The following is a 20757-nucleotide window of genomic DNA, read 5'->3' as shown; positions in this document are numbered from 1 at the left end:
TTTCGCAAGGGGTGCCCAGTGAAAGCTTCTTGCCCGGGCAGGCCGCGATGCGTGGGCTGGATGACAAATCTCGGGATGAAATCCTTACTTTGTTTCCGGAACTTGCGAAACAGGATCATCAGTACAAGGCCGCAGCGTTGTGCCTAAAATCCTTTGAAGCGGGTTTGCTGGGATAGTATCTTCAAAAGACCTCTGCATGAGGCCATGGCTTTCGGTTGAAGCAAGATTTCGGCCGCCCACCTTGCGCCCCTGCGGGTCCGGCGGACAGACGGGTGGCGGGGTTTGGGGCTATGCGATTGCGGGGGTTTGCGGGTTGAGGGTGATCCTGTTTGCGGCCTTGAGCAGGTTTTGCGCGATGGCGGCCATGACCATCTGGGCATGCACCCTGGCGCGCCCGAAATATCTCGCCCGCTGCAGGCCGAAGAGGCGTTTCATCGTGCCGAAAGTCTGCTCGATGCGGAAGCGGCGTTTCGAAATCAGCCGGTTGAAGCGTTTCTCCGATTGCCGCAGGGGGCGGCCGCGCGCTGCCTTGCGCAGGATGCCGTCGCGGTATTTGCCGCGCAGCATCTGGCGGTTGGCCTTGCTCGCATAGGCCTTGTCGGCCAGCACCCGCTGCGCCTTTGCGCCCGCGATCATGGTGGCGAATTCGGGGCTTTCGGCGGCATTGGCGGGCGTGGTGTGCACCTTGTCGATAAAGCCCTCTTCGTCGCAGCGGGCAAAGCCCTTGTAGCCGAGCGTGCTCTTGCGGCCCTTCTTGACCCAGCGGGCATCAGGGTCGGCGCTGAAATGCAGCTGTGCCCCGTCGGGTGAGACCTCGGGCGGATCATCCGGCGTCCCTTCCCTTGCCCCGTCCTCTGCCCGGTCCTGCGGGGCGTCGATATGGGTGCGCGGGCGCGCCGCCGCCGCGATCAGGGTCGCATCAATGATCGCCGCCTCAGCCTCTTTCAGCTTCAGCCCATGCGCCTCGATCTGGCGGCAGACCTCGGCCAGCAGCTCATCGTAAACGCCACCCCGGACCAGCGCATTGCGGAACCGGCAGTGGGTCGTCTCATCCGGCACCGACGCGTGCAGATCGAGCCCGCAGAACAGCATGAAATCCAGCCGCACCTTCAAGGCCCGCTCCAGCTTCGGGTCGCTCAGCCCGTGCCACTGGCCAACCAGAAGACACTTGAACAGAACCAGCGGATCATAGCCCTGAGGCCCGATCCCCGAGCGCCCCAGACCGCGCCGCAGGATCGGCAAAAACGAGTTCCAATCCATCAGCGCGTCGATCTTCGACAGAACGTCATCCGCGCCGATCCGTGCCGCCGCTTCGTGCAGGAAAAGGTCCATCTATTCACCCCAGAGATTTCCCGGCTAGCTTACCAAAACGGCCAACCCGGGGAATCCCGATGTTATGCAGAGGTCTTTCGAAGGGGTTGAATTTAAGGACGGGATCAAGCAGGAAAAACATGCCGCCTGATTACTGCGTCACCAACTTTTGGGCATAGCTCTTGATCAAGCCAAAATACGTTAATAACAACGCCCCGTTCATTCACTAATACAGCACCCCAGTGCGCTGTGGGCACTATATGCAGTAGGTTTGCTTATGGGAAGCCGGTTGTGTCTCGAAAGTGGTGGAAATTGATTTCAGGCACCTCCGAGCGGGTTGAGTTATGCGCCGGTCAGGCGGCTTGGTCAAGGGTTGCGTCGGCGACGGGCTGAGCGAGCGTTTCCCAGCCATCGACCTTTCGCATGACGATCTGCCCCGAGGCCATCAGAGCCCAAAGCAGCATCGGCACGGTCTCGGCGCATGGCAGCACGGTCTGGGTCTTGATGCGGCGGCGGAATTCCTCGTTCAGGCGTTCGATCGCATTTGTCGTTCTGGCCGATTTCCACTGGCCTTGTGGCAGACGCGTGAAGGTGAAAAGCTTATCTCCTGCTTCTTCCAAGCTGTCAGCGACGGCCTTGCATTTCAGCCGCCATTTTCGCAGAAATGCCTTGCGGCGGGTGGCGATTTCCTCGGGTGTTTTGGCGTAGATCATGTCGCGGTAATCTTCTGTCAACTCATCATGCATACGCTTGGGTGCCTTGGCCAGAAGGTTGCGGTGCTTGTGCACCGTGCACCTCTGGATCGGCAGATCTTCACCCCAGAGGGCAATGAGAGCGACCTCAAGTCCCGGTGCCCCGTCCACGATGACAAATTCGGGCCGTTTCAACCCGCGCGCATCCAGATCGTTGATGAACTGACGCCAGGCGGAGGTGCTTTCGCCGCCCATGTTCATCAGTGATAACAAGACCTTCTGCCCATCCCGGCGCACGCCAATCGCGGCCAGAACCGAGATATTGGTGGCCTTCCTGTCAATCCGCGTTTTGATCACGGTGCCGTCCAGGATCAGCCGCACGATGTCTTCATCCGCAAGGCTGCGGGCGCACCACGCCTGCCAGTCCACCTTCACCTTGCGCCAGGCGCGGCTCACCACATCCTTGCTGACCGCCCCCTGAAACAGGCCGAACAGGGCGCGTTTTACCCGCCGTGTGTTGGTGCCCGAAAGGTAGACAGCAGCGATCAGCGCCTCGGCCTTCTTCGTCAGCCGCTGGTAGCGGGGCAATGCCTTCGAGCGCCATTCTCTGGCCTTGCCGGCCTCGCCTGTGATCCGCGCACGCGGCACGCGCACCGTTTCGGTTCCAAATGTTCCGACCAGTTGCCGCTCGCGATGCCCGTGGCGGTATCCGGCCTTTGCCCCGCCGCTGCGGCCATACCGGCAACGGCCCAGAAACTGCTCCAGCTCCTCTTCGAAAACCGCCTCGATCGTCGCGCGGATGTTCTGGCGCAGCCGGTCTTCAATCGGGTCATAGCCTGCTTCATTGGCCAGTAGCGCGGATGTCGATGTTGCTGTATTCTTTGTCATGGCGTGATCTCCTTGGCGGTTCCAGCCGCCGGTTGGGTGGCTTCGATGCACCCGGAGATTACGCCGTCCTCGAATTTCCACCAAACTCGCGACACTACCTCTGGATATGGATATGATGATTTACGGCGGCAAAACCCTGCCACCCGATCTGCTGAAAGAAGCGCTGGAAGTCAAAGACATCATGCAAGATATCCTGACCCGCGCAGCCGAAGGTGATTTCTGATACTGCCGTAAGAATAAACTGGGGGGTCCCGACCCCCCGGAACCCCCCATCACCCCACGTGCTCCCTTAGCACCACACGTGAATATATAAAGGTTCCGGCCGTCCTGGCCCGATACAGATAACCCTAGGCCAAGCAGTGATTCCAATCAAACACCAAGTGCCTTCAATATGATTCAAATCAAACCTGAACTGATAACAAAAACGCCCGCCAAAAATGGCGGGCATTTTACTGAACTATTGGGGCTGACCCAGATAACTACTTCAAGTAACGCTTAACCCATTGTCTTAGCTGCAATAACTGAGCTGAAGGGTCACTGTTGTTGAAACGCCACTCGCATTCCTTCAAATATAGCCCAAATTGGGCCTTGGGGACACCGTTAAATCGGCGCATGTGGCGCTTGGCTTGGTTCCAGAAATTCTCGATGCCATTGATGTGGTTGTGACGGTCTGCAAAGAGCTTGGAATGGTTGATGCGAAAGTGGTGGAAGTCTGACACATCCAGCACATTATAACCGCGCCAACAATCGGAATAGACGATGGAATCCGGCACGACTTTGCGCTCTATGATCGGGATCAGAGTGGCGGATTTGGCGTCCGGGATGATCTTGGTGTAAACCTTCCCACCCCTTTTTAATATACCAAAAACGGGAATTTTACCTGCCGCACCACGCCCGCGTTTACCTTTGCGTTTGCCGCCAAAGTAGCTTTCGTCCACTTCTATTTCTCCGCCGAACATAGCTTGGCTTTCCGCCTCCAGCTCATAGGCGATTATCTCGCGCAGGCGTAGAAAATAAAACGCTGCGGTCTTGCGGTTTACACCACACAAACTGGCTGCTGTTCGTGCTGTCGATCCCGAAACAAAATGCTCCGTAAGACGGTCTTGCTTGTAGTGGCTCAGGCGACTCTTTCTCATGCTTCCCATCATAACCTCTTTTTAGGTTATCTGGGTCAGCCCCGAACTATTATTCGGATTTAGCCGTATACGGACTCTTTTCCGAAATGCTTGGTCAGCATATAGTAAACCACAGCACGGTATTTGTTGCGCTCGGAGCGGCCATAAGTTTCGATCACGGAATCAATTGCTTCCATCAGTGCGGGGCTGTCGGACAGTCCCAACTTCTTCATAAGAAAGTTGTTCTTGACTGTTTCCAGCTCGGATTTGTCACTGCCTGCAACAGTCGAGGCATCGGCATTATAAATGGCCGGGCCACAGCCGATGGTTACTTTGGTCAGCAGATCCATGTCAGGTGTCATGCCGCATTTGTTTTTCAGATCATCTGCATACTGCGCGATCAGGTCGTCTCTTTTACCCATAAGGTTTTACTCCCACCAATTTGGCATTTCTGCCGTGTTACAAAACGCCTAAATGGCGCGTGACGACACGATAGCCCAAGAATATACCTGCACAAAGGGAAAAATTTGGCATGTTTGTCACATATGATGCGTCAGGCGCAAGCCATTCCAGCGCCTGACTTTTCTATTCAGGCTAGAAGCGGAAACCTGCCCTTACGGAAATCTGATCCAGTTCGGCGTCAGGAATTGCACCGGACAGATTACCAATATCATGGCGCTGGTATTCAATACCAATAAACATCCTGTCCGTGATGGCGTGATCATAGCCAATACCATAGGTCGCACCGCGACCTGTCCCCAGATTGGATGTGTCGATAACCGCATAACCAAGCGTTGCGAAAATCAACCCGTTGCCAACCTTATATCCGGCGCGTGCCTTGGCGCCATATTGACTGTCCAGATCGGTGCCGCCTGTGGTCGTGATATTGGTCCCTTCGGCTTCCAGTTCCAGACCCAGAACATAACTGCCGAAATCCTGATTATAGCCACCAAAAACACCATATGTGTTATCTGTCGTGGTTGCCGTGCCATCCAGTCCGAAATCTCCGCGACCGATCTGCAGGCCGCCGTAAAAGCCGCCCCAGTCCTGTGCCATTACAGTTGCAGGCATCAGAAGGGCAATTGCGAGGGCTGCCGATTTTATATGTTTCATTATTCTCTCCTCGTTTTTGATGTTGATCGGACAACAGGGTGATCCCGTTGTGTTGATCAAAGCCCTGCCTATCGGCAGACCAAAGGATGAGACAAATCACAAAGCCGGTGATGCATTATTCGGCAAATCGCGGCCAGAAGGGGGGAATCAGGTTAGCGGGAAGTGGCGTATTCCGCCGGATACATTCTAATTATTGGCCCATGCGCCAGATCCATTCACATCCGTGATCAGATCAGGCAGTCTTATCAGAATCGCAGGCAAAAAAATACCGGACAGGATGCCCGGTATTTTCATTGCTTATTTGCGCAAATTAGTAACGGTAATGCTCCGGCTTATAAGGTCCGTCAACCGACACACCGATATAATCCGCTTGCTCTTTGTCCAGAACCGACAGGTTCACACCGATACGGGCAAGGTGCAGGCGCGCAACTTTTTCATCCAGATGCTTGGGCAGAATGTAAACGTCATTCTTGTATTCATCGCCTTTGGTCCACAATTCAATCTGGGCTAGCGTCTGGTTGGTAAAGGACGCCGACATCACGAATGAAGGGTGACCGGTGGCGTTTCCAAGGTTCAACAGACGCCCTTCGGACAGCAGGATAATCCGCGCACCAGAAGGCATTTCGATCATATCCACCTGATCCTTGATGTTGGTCCATTTGTGGTTCTTCAGCGCGGCAACTTGAATTTCATTATCGAAATGGCCGATGTTGCCAACAATCGCCATATCCTTCATCGCGCGCATATGCTCGATACGAATCACGTCCTTGTTGCCGGTGGTGGTAACAAAGATATCGGCACTATCGATCACATCTTCCAGACGGACCACCTCGAACCCGTCCATAGCGGCCTGAAGGGCACAGATTGGATCAACCTCGGTCACTTTCACGCGGGCACCAGCACCGGACAGGGATGCGGCGGAACCTTTGCCAACATCGCCATAACCGCAAACCACGGCAACCTTACCGGCCATCATGGTGTCAGTAGCGCGACGGATGCCGTCAACCAGCGATTCCTTACAGCCATATTTGTTGTCGAACTTCGATTTGGTAACCGAGTCATTCACGTTGATCGCAGGGAAGGGCAGCTGACCCTGTTTCACCAGATCATACAAACGGTGAACGCCGGTTGTGGTTTCCTCGGAAACACCCTGGATTGCGTCACGCTGTTTGGTGAACCAGCCGGGGCTTTCCTTCAGCCGCTTTTTGATCTGGGCGAACAGGGCGATTTCTTCTTCGGATGTCGGGGTTTCAATCAGGTCGGTTTCCCCGTTTTCAACGCGGGCACCGGTCAAGATATACATGGTGGCATCACCGCCATCATCCAGAATCAGGTTGCATGTGCCTTCTTCGAACATGAAAATCCGGTCGGCGTAATCCCAATATTCTTCCAGTGTTTCGCCTTTGACAGCAAAAACAGGAACGCCAGCAGCTGCAATCACGGCCGCCGCATGGTCCTGCGTGGAAAAGATGTTGCAGGACGCCCAGCGCACATCGGCACCCAGCGCAACCAGTGTTTCAATCAGAACTGCTGTCTGGATGGTCATATGCAGACTGCCGGCAATCCGCGCACCTTTCAGCGGCTTGCTGTTGCCGTATTCCTCACGCAGGGCCATCAGGCCCGGCATTTCGGTTTCGGCGATATCCAGTTCCTTGCGGCCATAGTCAGCCAGCGCGATGTCTTTTACAATATAATCGGTTGCCATTGGGCATTTTCCTTGCGGTTCAGATACACATTGAAGGGGCAAATAGCACCGCTTGGTAGCAAGGGCAACTTATCAACTGATTAACTGGCGATTCCCGCCACTTCTTCGGTCAGGTCGAACTGCCAGTTCTGACCCGAGGCAATTACACAGCTTGTCCCGTCAGCACGCGACAGTAACAACGTCCATGTGCCTGTTTCATCAGAACTCCAGATTTCTACCAGACTTGTTGTGCTTTGCAGCCCGGCCCCCTGATAGGTTTCGTGAAAACGGCTTTCCAGACGATCGGTGATAACACTTCTTTCTGCACATAGGGCCTGCGCCTGCACCGGAGGCGCAAGCGCCAGCGTGCCAAAAACAAGGGCGGCGGTGACGATACGTTTAAACATAACTGGTCTCCTTTGGGTTAAGGCCCCGCAAATAGTATGTTGAACTGTCGGGGCAGGTTGCTGGCGATTTCGAGTAATGCCCGAAAGTTGGTGATGGGGTGATTGGGTGGCATATCATGGCGGTGTTGACGCGCCGCGATTCTCAGAGAGAAAAGGATATGCCACATGGAAGACGATACTATTTTGGAGTTTACCGATCCAGCCGGAATTTCACCTGATCCGCTGACGGATATCTTGCGCAAAGGCGCGCGGGATCTGTTGGCACAGGCGGTCGAGGCCGAGGTTTGTGATCTGATGGCGCAACACGCGCATTTGAGGGATTCGGCCGGTCGCCAGCGCCTTGTTCGCCACGGATACCTGCCGGAGCGCGAGGTGATGACGGGGATCGGCCCTGTCCCGGTGAATGTGCCTCGGGTGCGTGATCGTGGCACGGGGGCGGAGAAGATCAGGTTCACCTCGACGCTTCTGCCGCCGTATCTGCGCCGGGCAAAGTCGGTCGAGGAGTTGTTGCCCTGGCTCTATCTCAAAGGTATTTCCACGGGTGATTTCGGCGAAGCACTGGCGGCCCTTCTGGGGCCTGATGCGGGTGGTTTGACATCGAGCACGATTTCGCGCCTGAAGGCGGAGTGGTGGGCAGAATACGAGCGTTGGAACCGGCGTGACCTGTCGGCCAAACGCTATGTGTATTTCTGGGCCGACGGGGTTTATTTCAAGCCGCGCACGGATGCTGACAAGCAATGCATGCTGGTGATCATCGGCGCGGACGAGTGGGGTAACAAGGATGTTCTGGGCCTCGTGGACGGGTATCGAGAAAGCAGCCAGAGCTGGCGTGAACTGCTGCTGGACTTGCAACGTCGTGGCCTCAGAAAAGCCCCTGATCTGGCCGTTGGTGATGGCGCGCTCGGCTTCTGGAACGCCTTGCGGGAGGTGTTCGGTGAGACCCGGGAGCAGCGCTGCTGGGTGCATAAAACCGGCAACGTCCTGAATGCCATGCCGAAGTCGCTGCAAGCCAAAGCCAAGGGCCATCTACAGGACATCTGGATGGCCGAGAACAAACGGGACGCCGAGGCCGCGTTCAATTTCTTCATCGAAGCCTATGGCGTGAAATACGAGCGTGCCGTGGGGAAGCTGACCAAGGACCGGGACGTGCTGCTGACCTTCTACGACTTCCCTGCCGAGCACTGGAAACACATCCGCACATCCAACCCCATCGAAAGCATATTTGCCACCGTGCGGCACCGAACGAAGAAGACCAAAGGCTGCCTCGGGCGCAAGACCGCCTTGGCAATGACCTTCCGCCTGATGATGTCGGCAAAGAAGAAATGGCGTAAACTCGACGGCGCATTCCGATTGCCGGAAATCATCGAAGGGGTTGAATTTAAGGACGGGATCAAGCAGGAAAAACATGCCGCCTGATTACTGCGTCACCAACTTTTGGGCATAGCTCGGCGATTTCGGGTTCGCCTGATAATAAAATGGACCTGCCGGCCGAAATTTGCGAATGACTACCGCACACAAATGCGTCACTCTTTGCGAGCCGTTTCTGGACAACACCAAGGAATATCAAACATGGCCCCCCAACCCCGCGCATGGCAACGAATGCTTTCTGGTCGCCGGCTGGACCTGCTGGACCCAACCCCAGTCGATATCGAAATTGAGGATATCGCCCACGGGTTGGCCTTTGTGGCGCGCTGGAACGGGCAGACGATTGGCGACTACGCCTATTCAGTGGCTGAACATTCGCTGCTGGTGGAACAGATTTACGCCCTCATCCAACCCAAAGCGCCGGTGAAATGGCGGCTGGCCGCGCTGCTGCATGACGCGCCGGAATATGTGATCGGGGATATGATTTCGCCGGTAAAATCCGCTGTGGGGCCGGATTACGGCATGCTGGATGACCGTCTGACCGCCGCCATTCACATCCGTTTCGGTCTGCCTGCGATACTTCCTGTTGCGGTGAAAAAGCAGATCAAGAAGGCCGACAAGATCAGCGCATGGCTGGAAGCGACCCAGATTGCCGGATTTACGGTAGAAGAGGCGGACAAACTATTCGGCAAGCCCGCCTCTGATCTTGTCAACGGATTGCGCATCCATCTGCGCCCGCCGCTTGCCGTTCGGCGGGATTTTACCGCCCGTCACAACGAATTGATGCGCAATCTTTAGTTACCAGCGGCCTTTCGACGTCAGCAACCAGCGGCGATAGTATTCCCTATTGCGCTGTTCGGCCTCTTGCTTGGCCCGATAGCGCCGCATGGCAGCATCATGGTCCTTTTCTGTGCGGGTTGCGATACGCATTGCACTTGCAAATATTCCTAACATATCATTTCCTTTCGTTCCTGTGATGCACCATGTTTAGCGCTATTGCCTTGACGGATCGAATCTGTAAGATTTCCAATATGTAAGTTGAACTATCAAAGGTGATTCATGGACTGGCGCCAGATCCCATCCCTGTCGGCCCTACGCGCGTTCGAGGCCGCTGCGCGGCTAAACAGTTTCAGCGCAGCGGGGCGGGAACTGAATGTCACCCATGCCGCTATCGCCCAGCATGTGCGCGGGCTGGAAGATTTCTTTGCCCAAGGCCTGATCTTCCGACAGGGGCGCAAGATGGAGCTGACCCCCGCCGGTCAGCGGCTTGCCACATCCCTGAACGAAGGATTCCTGACCATCCAGGCCGGCGTGAATGATCTAAAGGCCGAAACCGAGGATCGCCCGCTGAAAATCGCACTGACCCCGACCTTTGCCGAAAGCTGGCTGATGCCGCGCCTTGGCGGGTTCTGGGCGGATCATCCCGAAATAGAGCTGGCCCTGCTGCCCGGCCGCAATCTGGTCGACCTGCGCCGCGATGGCGTGGATCTGGCGATCCGCTATGGCAACGGGGTTTGGGCGGGGTATCAAAGCGAATATCTGGCCTCGGCGCAATTCATCGTGGTTGCATCAAAGGATTATATCGGAGATCGAAACATCCGCAGCCTTGAGGATTTGAAAGACGCCAAATGGCTGATTGAATCCGACCGGCGGGAAATGATGCTGTGGGCGGCGGAACAGAATTTCGAACTGGAGAATCTGGACACAACCGAATTCCCGACCGCCACGCTGGTTCATCTGGCAGCAAGATCCGGCTATGGGGTTGCGATATTGACCAAAGCGGTTGTGGAACATGATCTGGAAAACGACCGGCTGGTTAAGCTGTTCAGCGCAAAACCCGGCTCGCTGGGCTATTATCTGGTCACCCGAAAAGAGGCGATGCCAGACAAGTTAGCGGTGTTTATCAAATGGCTGAAGTGCTGTAAGTAAGTCCCATGATTATCCGTCCAGCCACACCCGATGATGCCGCCGAAATGGCCGTGCTGTTGAACGAAATCATCCGCATCGGCGGCACAACTGCCTTTCAAAAGGAATGGACAGCCGAGGCAATGCAGGAGTTTATCCGCAAGCTGAAAACCACCGGCTGCATCCATGTCGCGCGGGACCGCAAAACAGATGCCATGCTTGGCTATCAATCGCTTGAATCCTATCCCGACCTGCCAAAAACCCTTGGCATCATCGCCACCTTTGCCAAGGTTGGTAGCACCAAACGCGGCATCGGTTCTGCCCTGTTCGCCGCCACCCGACAGGCCGCGCCCGCGCTGGGCTTTACCGAAATCGACGCCACCATCCGCGCCGACAATACCGGCGGGCTGGCCTATTATTCCAAGATGGGGTTCGTGGATCACTCAATCGCGAAAGCCGTGCCGCTGGACGATGGGACATTGGTTGACAGGGTTAGCAAGCGGTTGAGGTTGTAGGCTGTCGGTTAAAGCCCCCTGCAATAAAACGCTAAAACGCAAAAATGGCAGCGCCCGACCTGGAGGGCGCATTTTAGAACGGGTTAGGCATATGAGGCCGTTGTGCGGATACTGCGATGTTTAATCTGATTGCTCCGTTGCATAGCGCCCTCCGTGGGGAGTGAAGAGGGGCCGTGGCCCCATGTATGGATGGCCCCTGCTGGGCAAGTACAAAATTGGTACTGCAACTGGCGTTTCGCGGCCATGTATTCGGCGTCTGTTTGCAGATGTATTTCTGCGCGCCTTGATGAAGTCCGCATGTATCAGGTCCAATCAGTGGAACGCGATCGTATCGCTTGGGGCCACACGGGGTGTCCTGATACGTTTATTGCCTTTTGCCATCACCTCACTTTGCGCCTTGCCGTCTCGGAAGCCGGGCGGGCCCGGCTATTGTGTTTTGGTCAATTTATGCGGGCCGGTAGCTTTGGCCGGATTTCAACAACGCCCAGATCGTTCGGGCCATTTTGTTCGCAATGGCAATCGCCACCACCTTCACCGGCTTTCTCTTCAGCAATTGCCAGATCCAATCATCGCCTTCCCCACGCCGGCGTCGTGTGCGGATACGCGCCAGAGCGCCAAGATAAAGTAACCGTCGAATATACCGGTCACCCATTTTCGATATGCCACCCATCCGTTCCCGACCGCCGCTTGAATTCTGTTTGGGGGTAAGGCCGATCCATGCCGCATAGTCGCGTGCTGAGCGGAACTGCGACACATCCGGCGTTGTCGCGGTAATCGCGCTGGAAGTCAGCACCCCGACACCGGGGATCGTGGTCAGGCGACGTGCAGTTGGGTCTTGCCGTTGGGAAATCTCAATTTGGCGGGTGATTTCGGCAACCCGATCACGGGTCTCATGGAACTGCCGGGAAAGGAGATCGAATGCAACGCCAGCTTGTTCTGGAAGCTCTGCGGCTGCCTCAAGCAGACGGTCGACATTTTGTACGCCAACAGGCGCAACAATTCCGAATTCAGCCAGATGCGAGCGGATGGCATTGACGATCTGCGTGACCTGCCGGACCAGAATATCGCGGGTGCGGTGTTGCATCAAGATGGCTTGGTGTTCTTCGGTCTTGGCTGGCACAAAGCGCATGGTCGGCCGGGTTACAGCCTCGCATATTGCTTCCGCATCTGCGGCATCCGTCTTTTGACGCTTGATGTAGGGCTTGACATAAGAAGGTGGCATCAGACGCACATTATGGCCCAGACGTGTCAGCTCACGCGCCCAGAAGTGGGCTCCGGCGCAGGCCTCAATGCCAATCAGACAGGAATTCAGCAGCCTAAAGAATGAAAGAACCTGGCTGCGGCGCAACTGGCGTCGGACAATCACTTGCCCTTGTATATCAATGCCGTGCACCTGAAAAACATTCTTGGCAATGTCGAGGCCGACGGTGACGATAGCCTCTGCTTGTAGTTTCTTGTTCATGATCCTCTCCTTGTGAAGCACTTCTACGGCCCTCACTTTGCCATAGTGAGTTGACGGAAGCAGGGGCCATCCACGCCATCAGTGCAGGTGGGTGAAAACAATTGCGTCGATCTCGTCAGGGTCAACGCCCAGCTTTTGCTTCAGGTGTTCATGCACCTGAAGGCAGCCGCGTTTTTTAACATTTGTGGTGGTACTTCGTGGCGCGTTCTTCGTCGCACAATCCGGTGTCGACCAGAATTTTGTATTCACCGGTGTCGATGTAATAACAATAAACGGGCTGCCACTTCTTTTTGCCCGCCGGGCCTTTCCAGAAGATATACGTCCCAAGGTCGCCTTCCAGCCAACCTGTGTTAATAGGATAGATCTTGGTCTCGGATATGGTCATTCGCAGTTCTCCAAAGCTAGGTTCGGAGATATTGTAAACAAGATATTGAAACTGTCTACAGCAATAATGGTACCGTAGCCATAAACTGCTATCTCGGCCTACATCTTTGCCAGAATGGACATGAATGTATCCTTCATATGTTGGCCCATTTCCGAGGCAGCCGCCGCAGAATCAGTCGAGAACAGGTGCTTGATGATGTCTTCATGTGACCGCGCCGAGATCAAAAGATCTTCGGCCGTTGAAAACTTCTTGGCCCGGAAGGGGCCGGTGCGCTGGCGAAAGCCCGAGGCCAAATCAAAGATGAACGGGTTCTCTGTGGCCCGATAGATCGCAAGGTGGAAGGTTTCGTTTGCGCGTAAAAAGCCGGGCAGATCATTGGCTTTTGCGGCTTTTATACACTCGGCCTGTGCTGCCTCTATGCTGGACCTAGCCAATAACGTAAGGCGTTTTGCGGCCATTCCCGCACACAGAGCCTCGATTTCGTGCATGGCCTCGAACATATGTGCCAGCTCCTCGCGGCTGTATTCGGTCACCCGCACGCCACGCCGTCCGTTTGATACCAGAATTCCCTGCGCAACCAACCTGTTAAGAGCCTCGCGCACCGGCGTGCGCGAAACCGAGAACCGTTCGGCTAATTTTGTTTCATCCAGCCGCGCGCCCGCATCAATCTGCCCCGAGGCAATATCGGCCCTCAAGGTCTCTTCAATGTGTTTCGAGATTGATCTGCTCTTCTGCACTTTGTCTTTTTCCACCTATGGTTCCAATCCATATTGCCCATCAGTATGCGGGAATAGCATATAATTAGGGGTTTGGGCAATCACAAAGGATTTTTGCATATTTATATTGACTATGTATACAATGGCCCTAACCTGAGAGCCGCGTAGTGGAATTCAAGGGTGGGTGATGCCGGTAATTGAACTGAAGAACCTGAAAAAGACCTATGGGGCTGTAACAGTCATCGAGGATTTGAATCTAATGATGGCAGATGGCGAATTTGTCGTGTTGGTTGGACCGTCGGGCTGTGGCAAGTCAACGACCCTGCGTATGATTGCCGGTCTGGAAACAAATACAGATGGTGAAATTCTGGTTGACGGCAGGGATATGTCCAAACTGGAACCCAAAGAACGCGATATCGCGATGGTGTTTCAGGATTACGCCCTGTACCCGCATATGAACGTGGCCAAGAACATGTCGTTCGCCTTGCGTCTTGCCCGCTATAAAAAGGCCGAGATCAACAAGCGCGTTACCGAAGTCGCCGCGATGCTGGATCTGACCGATTATCTGGACCGGATGCCAGGCGAGCTGTCCGGCGGGCAACGGCAGCGGGTGGCGATGGGCCGCGCGCTGGTGCGGGACGCGTCGATTTTCCTGTTTGACGAACCGCTGTCCAATCTGGACGCCAAATTGCGCGGACAAATGCGCGCCGAACTGGCGCTGCTAAGTCAGCGCATCGAAAAGAACATCATTTACGTCACACATGATCAGGTCGAAGCAATGACGCTGGGCGACAGGATTGTGGTGATGAAATCCGGCGAAGTTATGCAGCAGGGCACGCCCGAACAACTGTATCGCACGCCGGCCAACAAATTTGTTGCGGGGTTCATCGGCTCTCCGACAATGAATTTTCTGGATGGGGTTCTGGCCACTAAAAACGATCGTCTGGTCGTGCGCAGTGACAGCTATTCCATCCCCTTGCCAAAAGCATTTCTTCAACACCTGGAAGGGGCAGTGGGCAACCCCGTAACCCTGGGCATCCGGCCATCCAGTTTTGAAGAAACCGAAAGCGACGATGCGTTGCCGATGAAAATTATTCTGTCGGAATATATCGGTTCGGAATCGGTTGTGACCTGTGAATTCGGCGGTCAGCGCGTCTCGATCGAGGTGAATTCAGCGGCCCCCGTAAAGGTGGGCGAAATTCGTAAATTTGCGGTCAAAGAGGAGGAAATTCACCTTTTTGATCCGAATACCGGCACATCGCTATTGCCCGTGCCAGCTATGTAAGTGCCGCCATTTAGGGCGGCGCAACTAACTTGGAGGAAAAAATGAAACATTTAAGAACACTGGTTTGTTCAACAGGGATGGCATTGGCTGCGACAGCCACATTTGCCGGTAACCCTTATGAACCCTATGCAGGCACGACAATTGTCGTCAACTTTCCCACTACTCCACATTTCAATGCCGTAATGAAAGTGCTGCCCGAATTTACAAAAGAAACCGGCATTAATGTCGAAGTGGATCAGCTGCAGTATCTGAAAATGCGCGAGCGTCAGACATTGGAACTGACAAAAGATGTCGGCGACTACGACCTGATCAGCTATGTTGTATTTTCCAAGGCCGACTACGTTTTTGCCGACCAGCTGGACAATCTGGCCAAGTATTTCATGAACCCGAAACTGGCTGATCCGCATTATGACGCCGATGATCTGATTGACGGTTATGTCGCCAACATCGGCATTGTAGGCGGTAAAAAGGGCTATCTGCCCGGCAAGACCGGCTCGCTTTATGGCCTGCCTTTCGGATCTGAAACCTCGATCCTTGGATATCGTAAGGATATCTTTGAAAAACATGGTCTTAAAGTGCCGGAAACCTATGAAGAACTGCTGGATCTGGCCTGCAAGATTCCGCAGCTGGAACCGGGAATGGGTGGTTTGTCATCGCGTGCTGCCTCGGGTCACCATGCGACACATGCATTTCTGTTGCACCTTGCCCCACTGGGTGGTCGCATCTTTGATGACAACTGGAACCCCATCATGAACAACGAGGCCGGTGTTGCTGCAGCAACAGCGCTGAAAACCATTGTGGATTGTGGTCCTGAAGGGTCGCAAACATTTGGTTTCGCCGAAGCAGGCGCTGCGTTCCTGCAAGGGAAAACTGCGATGTTCCTGGATTCAACCCAATTCGCAAGTCAAGTTAATGATCCAGCGAAATCTACCGTTGTAGGCAAGGTTGGTTGGGCAATGCATCCAATGGGCGTACGCCGCGGTTCTGAAACCGGCGGCTTTGGTATTGCTATTCCCAAGAATGCGCAAAACAAAGAAGCGGCATTCCTGTTGATGCAATGGCTGACATCCAAACACGGTGACAAACTGGTGACAATGGCAGGCGGAAACCCTGTGCGGTTCTCGACCCATGCGGATCCGGAAGTTAACGCAAAGTATCCCTACATGAGCAAATTTGGCGAAGCGCTGAAATTTGCCGACCCCAACTGGCGCCCGATTATCCCTGTATGGGGCAAAATCAATGCCGATCTGGGTACAACCTTGTCCAAGGTACTGACCGAAGATCTGGATATTCAGGAAGCGCTGGACGGTGTTGCCGAACGCACCCGTGCCACAATGGAAGACGCCGGATATTATACTTGGCAATAATCCTAACCTAACACGGCGGGCCGGATTACTCCGGCCCGTTCGCTGCCTTGCAATAATGACCGGTCCCAAGAAACGGCTTTGAATATGAATACATCGCTTGCCAACCGTCTGACGCCATACATGTTTTTGGCCCCTGCCGCAGCCATCCTGTTGGTCGCGCTTTTATACCCGTTGGGCTATGTGTTTTATGCCAGTTTTCTGAACTGGAATCCCAGCCAGCGGATCGGGCAGGCCGAATTTGTAGGTCTGCGAAACTATATCAATCTATTCCATGACGACAGTTTCCGCGAAAGTTTCTTCGTAACACTCCGCTTCTCGGCCATCGTTGTATCATTGGAAATGCTCATTGGTGTTGGCCTTGCCTTTCTGCTGGACCGCAATATTCGCGGCATGTCCGCCCTGCGAACACTTTTCATTCTGCCGATTGTGAATCGGCGTGCAAAACTGACCCACTTGGGTGGGTTATGAGCGAGTAAAATTGACCCACCTGTTTCGTTAACATCCGCGCAAAATTGTGCGGAGGAAAGAGCAGGTGATATTGATGGAAAGCGTATCGAAGATCCGGCGCTGGGTGCTGGTTGAAGGGCGCAGCATCCGGTCTGTGGCGCGGGCGACGGGACTGTCGCGGAACACGATCAAGAAGTATTTGAAGGACGAGAATCCGCCGAGCTACCAGCGCCATGCGCCGCCAGTTCGGCACAAACTGTGCAATGGGTTTGATCTTCGGCTGCAGGAACTGTTTGATCAGGACTCGAGGCGACCACGCCGGGAGCGGCGGACGGCCCAGAAGCTATACGAGCAGCTTGTGGCAGAGGGCTATACCGGGTCCTATTCGCCGGTTCAGCGTTTTGTTCGTGAGTTGAAGCGCGCCGGGGCCTGTTCGGGAGATGCGTTTATCCCGCTGCATTTTGCGGCGGGTGACGCGCTGCAATTTGACTGGAGCGAAGAACGGGTCGTACTGGGTGGTGTCGAGCAGAAGGTGAAGGTCGCTCATTTCCGCCTGTGTCACAGCCGCAAGCCTTTCGTGATTGCCTATCCCGGTGAAGCCCAGGAGATGGTGCTGGATGCTTTCGTGCAGGCGCTGTCCTTTTACGGAGGCGTTCCGCGCAGGGTGATCATCGACAACCCCAAGACCATGGTGACCTACGTTTCGCGCTCGAAGGAGCGGATATTCCATCCCCGGTTCCTGGCCTTGATGAACCACTATGTGATGGAGCCGGTGGCCTGCACGCCCGCTGCGGGCTGGGAGAAGGGACAGGTCGAGAACCAGGTCCAGTTCTTGCGGGGCCGGTTGTTCGTTCCCGAACCGGCCTTTGATGATCTCGAGGCGCTGAACGCGTGGCTGCGTCTGCGTTGCGAAGATCTGGCAGAGCGTCCCCATCCCGAGCAGCAGGATCGCACGATTACCGAAGTGTTCGAAGACGAGCGCGCCGAACTGCGCCCCCTGGGTCGGGCCTTCGACGGCTACGTGGAAAAGACCGTCCGTGTCCGCTCCACCTGCCTGGTTCAATATGCCAGCAATCGCTACAGCGTGCCCTCCCGCTTTGCCGGGCATCATGTGTCGCTACGCGCCTATGCCGGCCGGATCGTGGTGGTCTCCGGTCAGGATGTGATTGCCGAGCACAGGCGTCATTTTACCCGCAATATCAGCTATTTCGAGCCCTGGCATTACGTTCCCCTGCTGGACCGCAAGCCTGGTGCCCTGCGCAATGGCGCCCCCTTTGTGGGCTGGGAACTGCCCGAGGCCATGCATCGGATCAGGGAACATTACATGGCTGGTAAAGGCGGGGATCGGGAGTTCGTCGACCTGCTCCTGCTGGCACAGGATCACGGGATCGAGGTGGTCGAGACGGCCTGCAATCTGGCGGTGGCACAAAACACCCTGCGGCTGCCCGCCATCATCAATCTGATCAACCAGTTGGTGGAACCGGTCATCACACCGCTCAGCGATGCCTGCGCTTATCCGCAGCTGACCTTGCGGCCCGAAGCCGATTGCAAACGCTATGAGACCCTGTGCTCGGCTGAGGAGGTTGCCGTATGAATGCCTTGATCGACCAACTGACAGCCCTCAGGTTGCATGGAATGGCAGCTTGCGCCCATGATCTGCTGTCCGCGCGCAAGCCGCCAAGTCTGACCACAGCGATAAGGCAACTGATCGACGCCGAGACTGTAGAGCGCCGGGTGCGCTCCATCCAGTATCAAATGAGGGTTGCGAAGTTCCCCCATCACAAGGACTTCGCCACCTTCGATTACAGCGCCGCCGCCCTCACCCAGGCCCAGATCGAACCATTCTGCACCGGCCAGTTCACAGAGGAGGCCCATAACCTCATCCTGGTGGGCGGAACCGGCACGGGCAAAACCCACATCGCCATCGCGCTGGGAACGACGCTGATCAACAACGGCAAGAAGGCGCGCTTCTTCAACGCCGTCGATCTGATCAACGCCCTGATCAAGGAACAGGCCGACGGCAATGCAGGGAAGATCATCCGGCAGCTCTCGGCTTTGGACTGCGTCATCATCGACGAGCTGGGCTACATCCCGTTTCCCAAATCCGGTGGCGCGTTGCTCTTCCATCTGATCAGCAAGCTCTACGAGAAGACCAGCATCATCATCACAACCAACCTTGAGTTCGGTGAATGGGTCTCGGTCTTCGGGGATGCCAAGATGACAACCGCCCTTCTGGATCGCGTCACTCATCACTGCAACATCATCGAAACCGGCAATACCTCATACCGGTTCGCCCAGAGTAAACGCCGTAGAAAAAACTAGCCGTTCCGCAAGCAAAGCCCCCAGACGGACTCGCTACATGAAGGCGGCCCGACTGGGGGCTTTGCGCCACAAAGGGGGGGGCAAATTTAAATGCCGAAACCGGGTCAGTTTTAAATGCTCATTGACACTGCCGATGATGATTTCACCAATCGTGGTTGGCCTGATGTGGCGCTATATGTATCACCCGACAGTCGGCTTTTTTAACCGCACGCTAAAGAGTTTGGGGCTTGAGCCAATGCCTTGGTTACTGAATGGCGATTGGGCGTTTGCATCGGTTATCATTGCCGACGTTTGGCAATGGGTGCCGTTCATCTTTATTCTGTCCCTTGCAGCATTGCAGACCCTTCCCCAATCAGTGATGGAGGCCGCGCGGATTGACGGGGCAAACGGCTGGCAAAGTATTCTTTATATCAAACTGCCGCTGATGATGCCGGTTCTGATCATCACTTTCCTTCTGCGCTTGATCGATTCATTCAAGGTTCTGGAAGTGATCCTTGTGTTGACCAACGGCGGCCCCGGCCTGTCAACCGAGGTTATGGCCCTGCGCATCATGCGCACCGCAACGGAATTTCGCGAACTGGGGGTAGCGGCGGCTATGTCGAACATCCTGTTGCTGATGCTGCTATTTCTGACGGTTGCCATGTTCCTTTATAATAAGGTCACAGAAATGCGGGCTATGCGGCTGAAAAATATAGCGGCAGAGGAAGCGTAATGCCCCAGAAATCCTACGACAAACAGAACCCCGCCTTTTATGCCCTGCTGGTCGCTCTGATCTTTATGGCTGTGGGACCAATCATCCTGATGTTGTCCACATCGCTAAAGCTCACCGTCGATATTATGTCGGATACCTCCAGCATGTTTTTCATGCCGACGATCCACAATTATGAAACGGTGTTGTGTAACGTGCTTTGGTACGAGCCACAGGGGCTGGATTATTGCAACCCCACCTTTGGCCGGGCCTTGGGGAATTCGCTGATCATTGCCATCACCTCGACAATTCTGACCCTGATCATTGGCTGTATGGCCGCCTACGCACTGGTGCGGTTCCGCTTTATGGGCCGTGATACCGTTTCGCTGGTCACACTGATGACACGCATGGTTCCGCCCGCTGTGCTGCTGGTTCCGATTTTTGGTATCTGGACATTCCAGTTCCAGATATACGGAACACTGACGGGGATTATCCTGATCTATGTTGCCATGAACCTGCCCTTCGTCATCTGGATATTGCAAAGCTTTATCGTGCAGGTGCCAATCCAGCTGGAGGAAAGTGCGCGGATTGACGGTGCCGGCCCATTGCAGGTTTTCTTTCTGATCGTGCTGCCAATTATCAAACCCGGACTGGCGGCCGCGTCGATCTTTACCTTTCGCATCGCCTGGAATGAATTCGTGTTGGCCAATGCGTTGTCGAACCGGAACACGCGCACGGTTCCGGTTACCATTGTAAATTCCCTATCCGAATATAATCTGGATTGGGGGGTGATCATGGCCACCGGCATGTTGCTGGCGATCCCGCCGATCATCTTTACCTTTGTGGCCTCGCGGCAGATCATCACCGGCATGACCGCAGGTGCGGTTAAAGGATAACCCGATGAAATGCGATGTGTTGTTACTGGCCACGGTCGAAACCAAACAAGAAGAGATCGACTATCTGGCCGAGGCCCTGAACCAACTGGGTATCACAGCCAGCGTTGGTAGTGTCGCGAGTTTGGTGGAAATTCGAGGACGGCGTAATCTCCGGGTGCATCGAAGCCACCCAACCGGCGGCTGGAACCGCCAAG

At 55.1% G+C, this 20757-nt stretch carries 22 protein-coding genes; 11 read left to right on the top strand and 11 right to left on the bottom strand.

Annotated features, from left to right (window positions below):
• Positions 1 to 288: 288 nt before the first annotated feature.
• From ACQY4M_RS15310 to ACQY4M_RS15280, 7 genes are all read right to left on the bottom strand, one after another.
• Positions 289 to 1332 carry an IS5 family transposase gene (locus tag ACQY4M_RS15310; protein ID WP_428539221.1) on the bottom strand — a complete coding sequence of 348 codons (1044 nt, stop codon included), beginning with the start codon at positions 1330 to 1332 and terminating at the stop codon, positions 289 to 291.
• A 332-nt stretch (positions 1333 to 1664) separates the two neighbouring features.
• Positions 1665 to 2891 carry an IS256 family transposase gene (locus tag ACQY4M_RS15305; protein ID WP_428539582.1) on the bottom strand — a complete coding sequence of 409 codons (1227 nt, stop codon included), beginning with the start codon at positions 2889 to 2891 and terminating at the stop codon, positions 1665 to 1667.
• A gap of 479 nt (positions 2892 to 3370) precedes the next feature.
• Positions 3371 to 4027: an IS1595 family transposase gene (locus ACQY4M_RS15300; protein WP_428539609.1), complete on the bottom strand. Its 657-nt coding sequence runs from the start codon at positions 4025 to 4027 to the stop codon at positions 3371 to 3373.
• Between the two features lie 59 nt (positions 4028 to 4086).
• A complete protein-coding gene (locus ACQY4M_RS15295) occupies positions 4087 to 4428 on the bottom strand; it encodes a DUF2853 family protein (protein WP_118944226.1) in 342 nt (113 codons plus the stop codon).
• A gap of 172 nt (positions 4429 to 4600) precedes the next feature.
• The gene (locus ACQY4M_RS15290) at positions 4601 to 5179 is read right to left on the bottom strand and encodes a porin family protein (protein ID WP_428545843.1); all 579 of its coding nucleotides are present in this window, start codon (positions 5177 to 5179) and stop codon (positions 4601 to 4603) included.
• Between the two features lie 250 nt (positions 5180 to 5429).
• Positions 5430 to 6824: an adenosylhomocysteinase gene (ahcY, locus tag ACQY4M_RS15285; protein WP_428545840.1), complete on the bottom strand. Its 1395-nt coding sequence runs from the start codon at positions 6822 to 6824 to the stop codon at positions 5430 to 5432.
• 80 nt (positions 6825 to 6904) lie between these two features.
• The gene (locus ACQY4M_RS15280; RefSeq protein WP_428545837.1) at positions 6905 to 7210 is read right to left on the bottom strand and encodes a hypothetical protein; all 306 of its coding nucleotides are present in this window, start codon (positions 7208 to 7210) and stop codon (positions 6905 to 6907) included.
• A 165-nt stretch (positions 7211 to 7375) separates the two neighbouring features.
• Here ACQY4M_RS15280 and ACQY4M_RS15275 point away from each other — a divergent pair, with 165 nt between their 5' ends.
• On the top strand, positions 7376 to 8626 hold the full coding sequence (locus tag ACQY4M_RS15275; RefSeq protein WP_428539230.1) for an IS256 family transposase: 1251 nt from the start codon (positions 7376 to 7378) through the stop codon (positions 8624 to 8626).
• Positions 8627 to 8779: 153 nt separating this feature from the next.
• Entirely contained in the window at positions 8780 to 9373 is a 594-nt protein-coding gene (locus ACQY4M_RS15270) for a YfbR-like 5'-deoxynucleotidase (RefSeq protein ID WP_428545834.1), read from the top strand.
• On the opposite strand, the gene ACQY4M_RS15265 is transcribed toward ACQY4M_RS15270, so the two are convergent.
• A complete protein-coding gene (locus ACQY4M_RS15265; RefSeq protein ID WP_428545831.1) occupies positions 9374 to 9529 on the bottom strand; it encodes a hypothetical protein in 156 nt (51 codons plus the stop codon). It lies immediately after the preceding gene.
• Positions 9530 to 9634: 105 nt separating this feature from the next.
• On the opposite strand from ACQY4M_RS15265, the gene ACQY4M_RS15260 reads away from it, so the two are divergent.
• Positions 9635 to 10504, top strand: a complete 870-nt coding sequence (locus ACQY4M_RS15260) for a LysR family transcriptional regulator (protein WP_428545828.1) — start codon at positions 9635 to 9637, stop codon at positions 10502 to 10504.
• A gap of 5 nt (positions 10505 to 10509) precedes the next feature.
• Positions 10510 to 10995 (top strand): N-acetyltransferase family protein, encoded by a 486-nt coding sequence (locus ACQY4M_RS15255; protein ID WP_428545825.1) that lies wholly within the window; start codon positions 10510 to 10512, stop codon positions 10993 to 10995.
• A gap of 445 nt (positions 10996 to 11440) precedes the next feature.
• Here the strand turns inward: ACQY4M_RS15255 and ACQY4M_RS15250 are convergent, their stop codons facing one another.
• The 3 genes from ACQY4M_RS15250 to ACQY4M_RS15240 form a co-directional block, all read right to left on the bottom strand.
• Positions 11441 to 12457, bottom strand: coding sequence for an IS110 family transposase (locus tag ACQY4M_RS15250; RefSeq protein ID WP_428542502.1), 1017 nt, complete (start codon positions 12455 to 12457; stop codon positions 11441 to 11443).
• Positions 12458 to 12632: 175 nt separating this feature from the next.
• Positions 12633 to 12842, bottom strand: a complete 210-nt coding sequence (locus ACQY4M_RS15245; RefSeq protein WP_428545822.1) for a hypothetical protein — start codon at positions 12840 to 12842, stop codon at positions 12633 to 12635.
• A gap of 98 nt (positions 12843 to 12940) precedes the next feature.
• Entirely contained in the window at positions 12941 to 13594 is a 654-nt protein-coding gene (locus ACQY4M_RS15240; RefSeq protein WP_428545819.1) for a GntR family transcriptional regulator, read from the bottom strand.
• Between the two features lie 151 nt (positions 13595 to 13745).
• Between ACQY4M_RS15240 and ACQY4M_RS15235 the strand changes: the two genes are divergently transcribed.
• From ACQY4M_RS15235 to ACQY4M_RS15205, 7 genes are all read left to right on the top strand, one after another.
• Positions 13746 to 14843, top strand: a complete 1098-nt coding sequence (locus ACQY4M_RS15235) for an ABC transporter ATP-binding protein (protein ID WP_428545816.1) — start codon at positions 13746 to 13748, stop codon at positions 14841 to 14843.
• Positions 14844 to 14884: 41 nt separating this feature from the next.
• On the top strand, positions 14885 to 16210 hold the full coding sequence (locus tag ACQY4M_RS15230; RefSeq protein ID WP_428545813.1) for an extracellular solute-binding protein: 1326 nt from the start codon (positions 14885 to 14887) through the stop codon (positions 16208 to 16210).
• An 84-nt stretch (positions 16211 to 16294) separates the two neighbouring features.
• A complete protein-coding gene (locus tag ACQY4M_RS15225) occupies positions 16295 to 16678 on the top strand; it encodes a carbohydrate ABC transporter permease (protein ID WP_428545810.1) in 384 nt (127 codons plus the stop codon).
• Positions 16679 to 16751: 73 nt separating this feature from the next.
• The gene (gene istA / locus ACQY4M_RS15220; RefSeq protein ID WP_428539289.1) at positions 16752 to 18251 is read left to right on the top strand and encodes an IS21 family transposase; all 1500 of its coding nucleotides are present in this window, start codon (positions 16752 to 16754) and stop codon (positions 18249 to 18251) included.
• Entirely contained in the window at positions 18248 to 18979 is a 732-nt protein-coding gene (istB, locus tag ACQY4M_RS15215) for an IS21-like element helper ATPase IstB (protein ID WP_428539322.1), read from the top strand. Before istA ends, istB begins: the two co-directional genes overlap by 4 nt.
• 133 nt (positions 18980 to 19112) lie before the next feature.
• The gene (locus ACQY4M_RS15210) at positions 19113 to 19691 is read left to right on the top strand and encodes a carbohydrate ABC transporter permease (RefSeq protein WP_428545807.1); all 579 of its coding nucleotides are present in this window, start codon (positions 19113 to 19115) and stop codon (positions 19689 to 19691) included.
• Positions 19691 to 20563, top strand: a complete 873-nt coding sequence (locus tag ACQY4M_RS15205; RefSeq protein WP_428545804.1) for a carbohydrate ABC transporter permease — start codon at positions 19691 to 19693, stop codon at positions 20561 to 20563. Before ACQY4M_RS15210 ends, ACQY4M_RS15205 begins: the two co-directional genes overlap by 1 nt.
• Positions 20564 to 20757: the final 194 nt, after the last annotated feature.

Source organism: Profundibacter sp. (assembly GCF_965277155.1).
GTDB lineage: Bacteria > Pseudomonadota > Alphaproteobacteria > Rhodobacterales > Rhodobacteraceae > Profundibacter.
Note: the sequence above shows the minus strand (reverse complement) of the source record. Positions and strands in the feature narration are given on the sequence as shown.

Coding starts and splice junctions, on each gene's coding strand:
- ACQY4M_RS15310 (WP_428539221.1), bottom strand. CDS start 1,332: ATGGACCTTTTCCTGCACGAAGCGGCGGCACGGATCGGCGCGGATGAC.
- ACQY4M_RS15305 (WP_428539582.1), bottom strand. CDS start 2,891: ATGACAAAGAATACAGCAACATCGACATCCGCGCTACTGGCCAATGAA.
- ACQY4M_RS15300 (WP_428539609.1), bottom strand. CDS start 4,027: ATGAGAAAGAGTCGCCTGAGCCACTACAAGCAAGACCGTCTTACGGAG.
- ACQY4M_RS15295 (WP_118944226.1), bottom strand. CDS start 4,428: ATGGGTAAAAGAGACGACCTGATCGCGCAGTATGCAGATGATCTGAAA.
- ahcY (WP_428545840.1), bottom strand. CDS start 6,824: ATGGCAACCGATTATATTGTAAAAGACATCGCGCTGGCTGACTATGGC.
- ACQY4M_RS15280 (WP_428545837.1), bottom strand. CDS start 7,210: ATGTTTAAACGTATCGTCACCGCCGCCCTTGTTTTTGGCACGCTGGCG.
- ACQY4M_RS15275 (WP_428539230.1), top strand. CDS start 7,376: ATGGAAGACGATACTATTTTGGAGTTTACCGATCCAGCCGGAATTTCA.
- ACQY4M_RS15270 (WP_428545834.1), top strand. CDS start 8,780: ATGGCCCCCCAACCCCGCGCATGGCAACGAATGCTTTCTGGTCGCCGG.
- ACQY4M_RS15265 (WP_428545831.1), bottom strand. CDS start 9,529: ATGTTAGGAATATTTGCAAGTGCAATGCGTATCGCAACCCGCACAGAA.
- ACQY4M_RS15260 (WP_428545828.1), top strand. CDS start 9,635: ATGGACTGGCGCCAGATCCCATCCCTGTCGGCCCTACGCGCGTTCGAG.
- ACQY4M_RS15255 (WP_428545825.1), top strand. CDS start 10,510: ATGATTATCCGTCCAGCCACACCCGATGATGCCGCCGAAATGGCCGTG.
- ACQY4M_RS15250 (WP_428542502.1), bottom strand. CDS start 12,457: ATGAACAAGAAACTACAAGCAGAGGCTATCGTCACCGTCGGCCTCGAC.
- ACQY4M_RS15245 (WP_428545822.1), bottom strand. CDS start 12,842: ATGACCATATCCGAGACCAAGATCTATCCTATTAACACAGGTTGGCTG.
- ACQY4M_RS15235 (WP_428545816.1), top strand. CDS start 13,746: ATGCCGGTAATTGAACTGAAGAACCTGAAAAAGACCTATGGGGCTGTA.
- ACQY4M_RS15230 (WP_428545813.1), top strand. CDS start 14,885: ATGAAACATTTAAGAACACTGGTTTGTTCAACAGGGATGGCATTGGCT.
- ACQY4M_RS15225 (WP_428545810.1), top strand. CDS start 16,295: ATGAATACATCGCTTGCCAACCGTCTGACGCCATACATGTTTTTGGCC.
- istA (WP_428539289.1), top strand. CDS start 16,752: ATGGAAAGCGTATCGAAGATCCGGCGCTGGGTGCTGGTTGAAGGGCGC.
- istB (WP_428539322.1), top strand. CDS start 18,248: ATGAATGCCTTGATCGACCAACTGACAGCCCTCAGGTTGCATGGAATG.
- ACQY4M_RS15210 (WP_428545807.1), top strand. CDS start 19,113: ATGATGATTTCACCAATCGTGGTTGGCCTGATGTGGCGCTATATGTAT.
- ACQY4M_RS15205 (WP_428545804.1), top strand. CDS start 19,691: ATGCCCCAGAAATCCTACGACAAACAGAACCCCGCCTTTTATGCCCTG.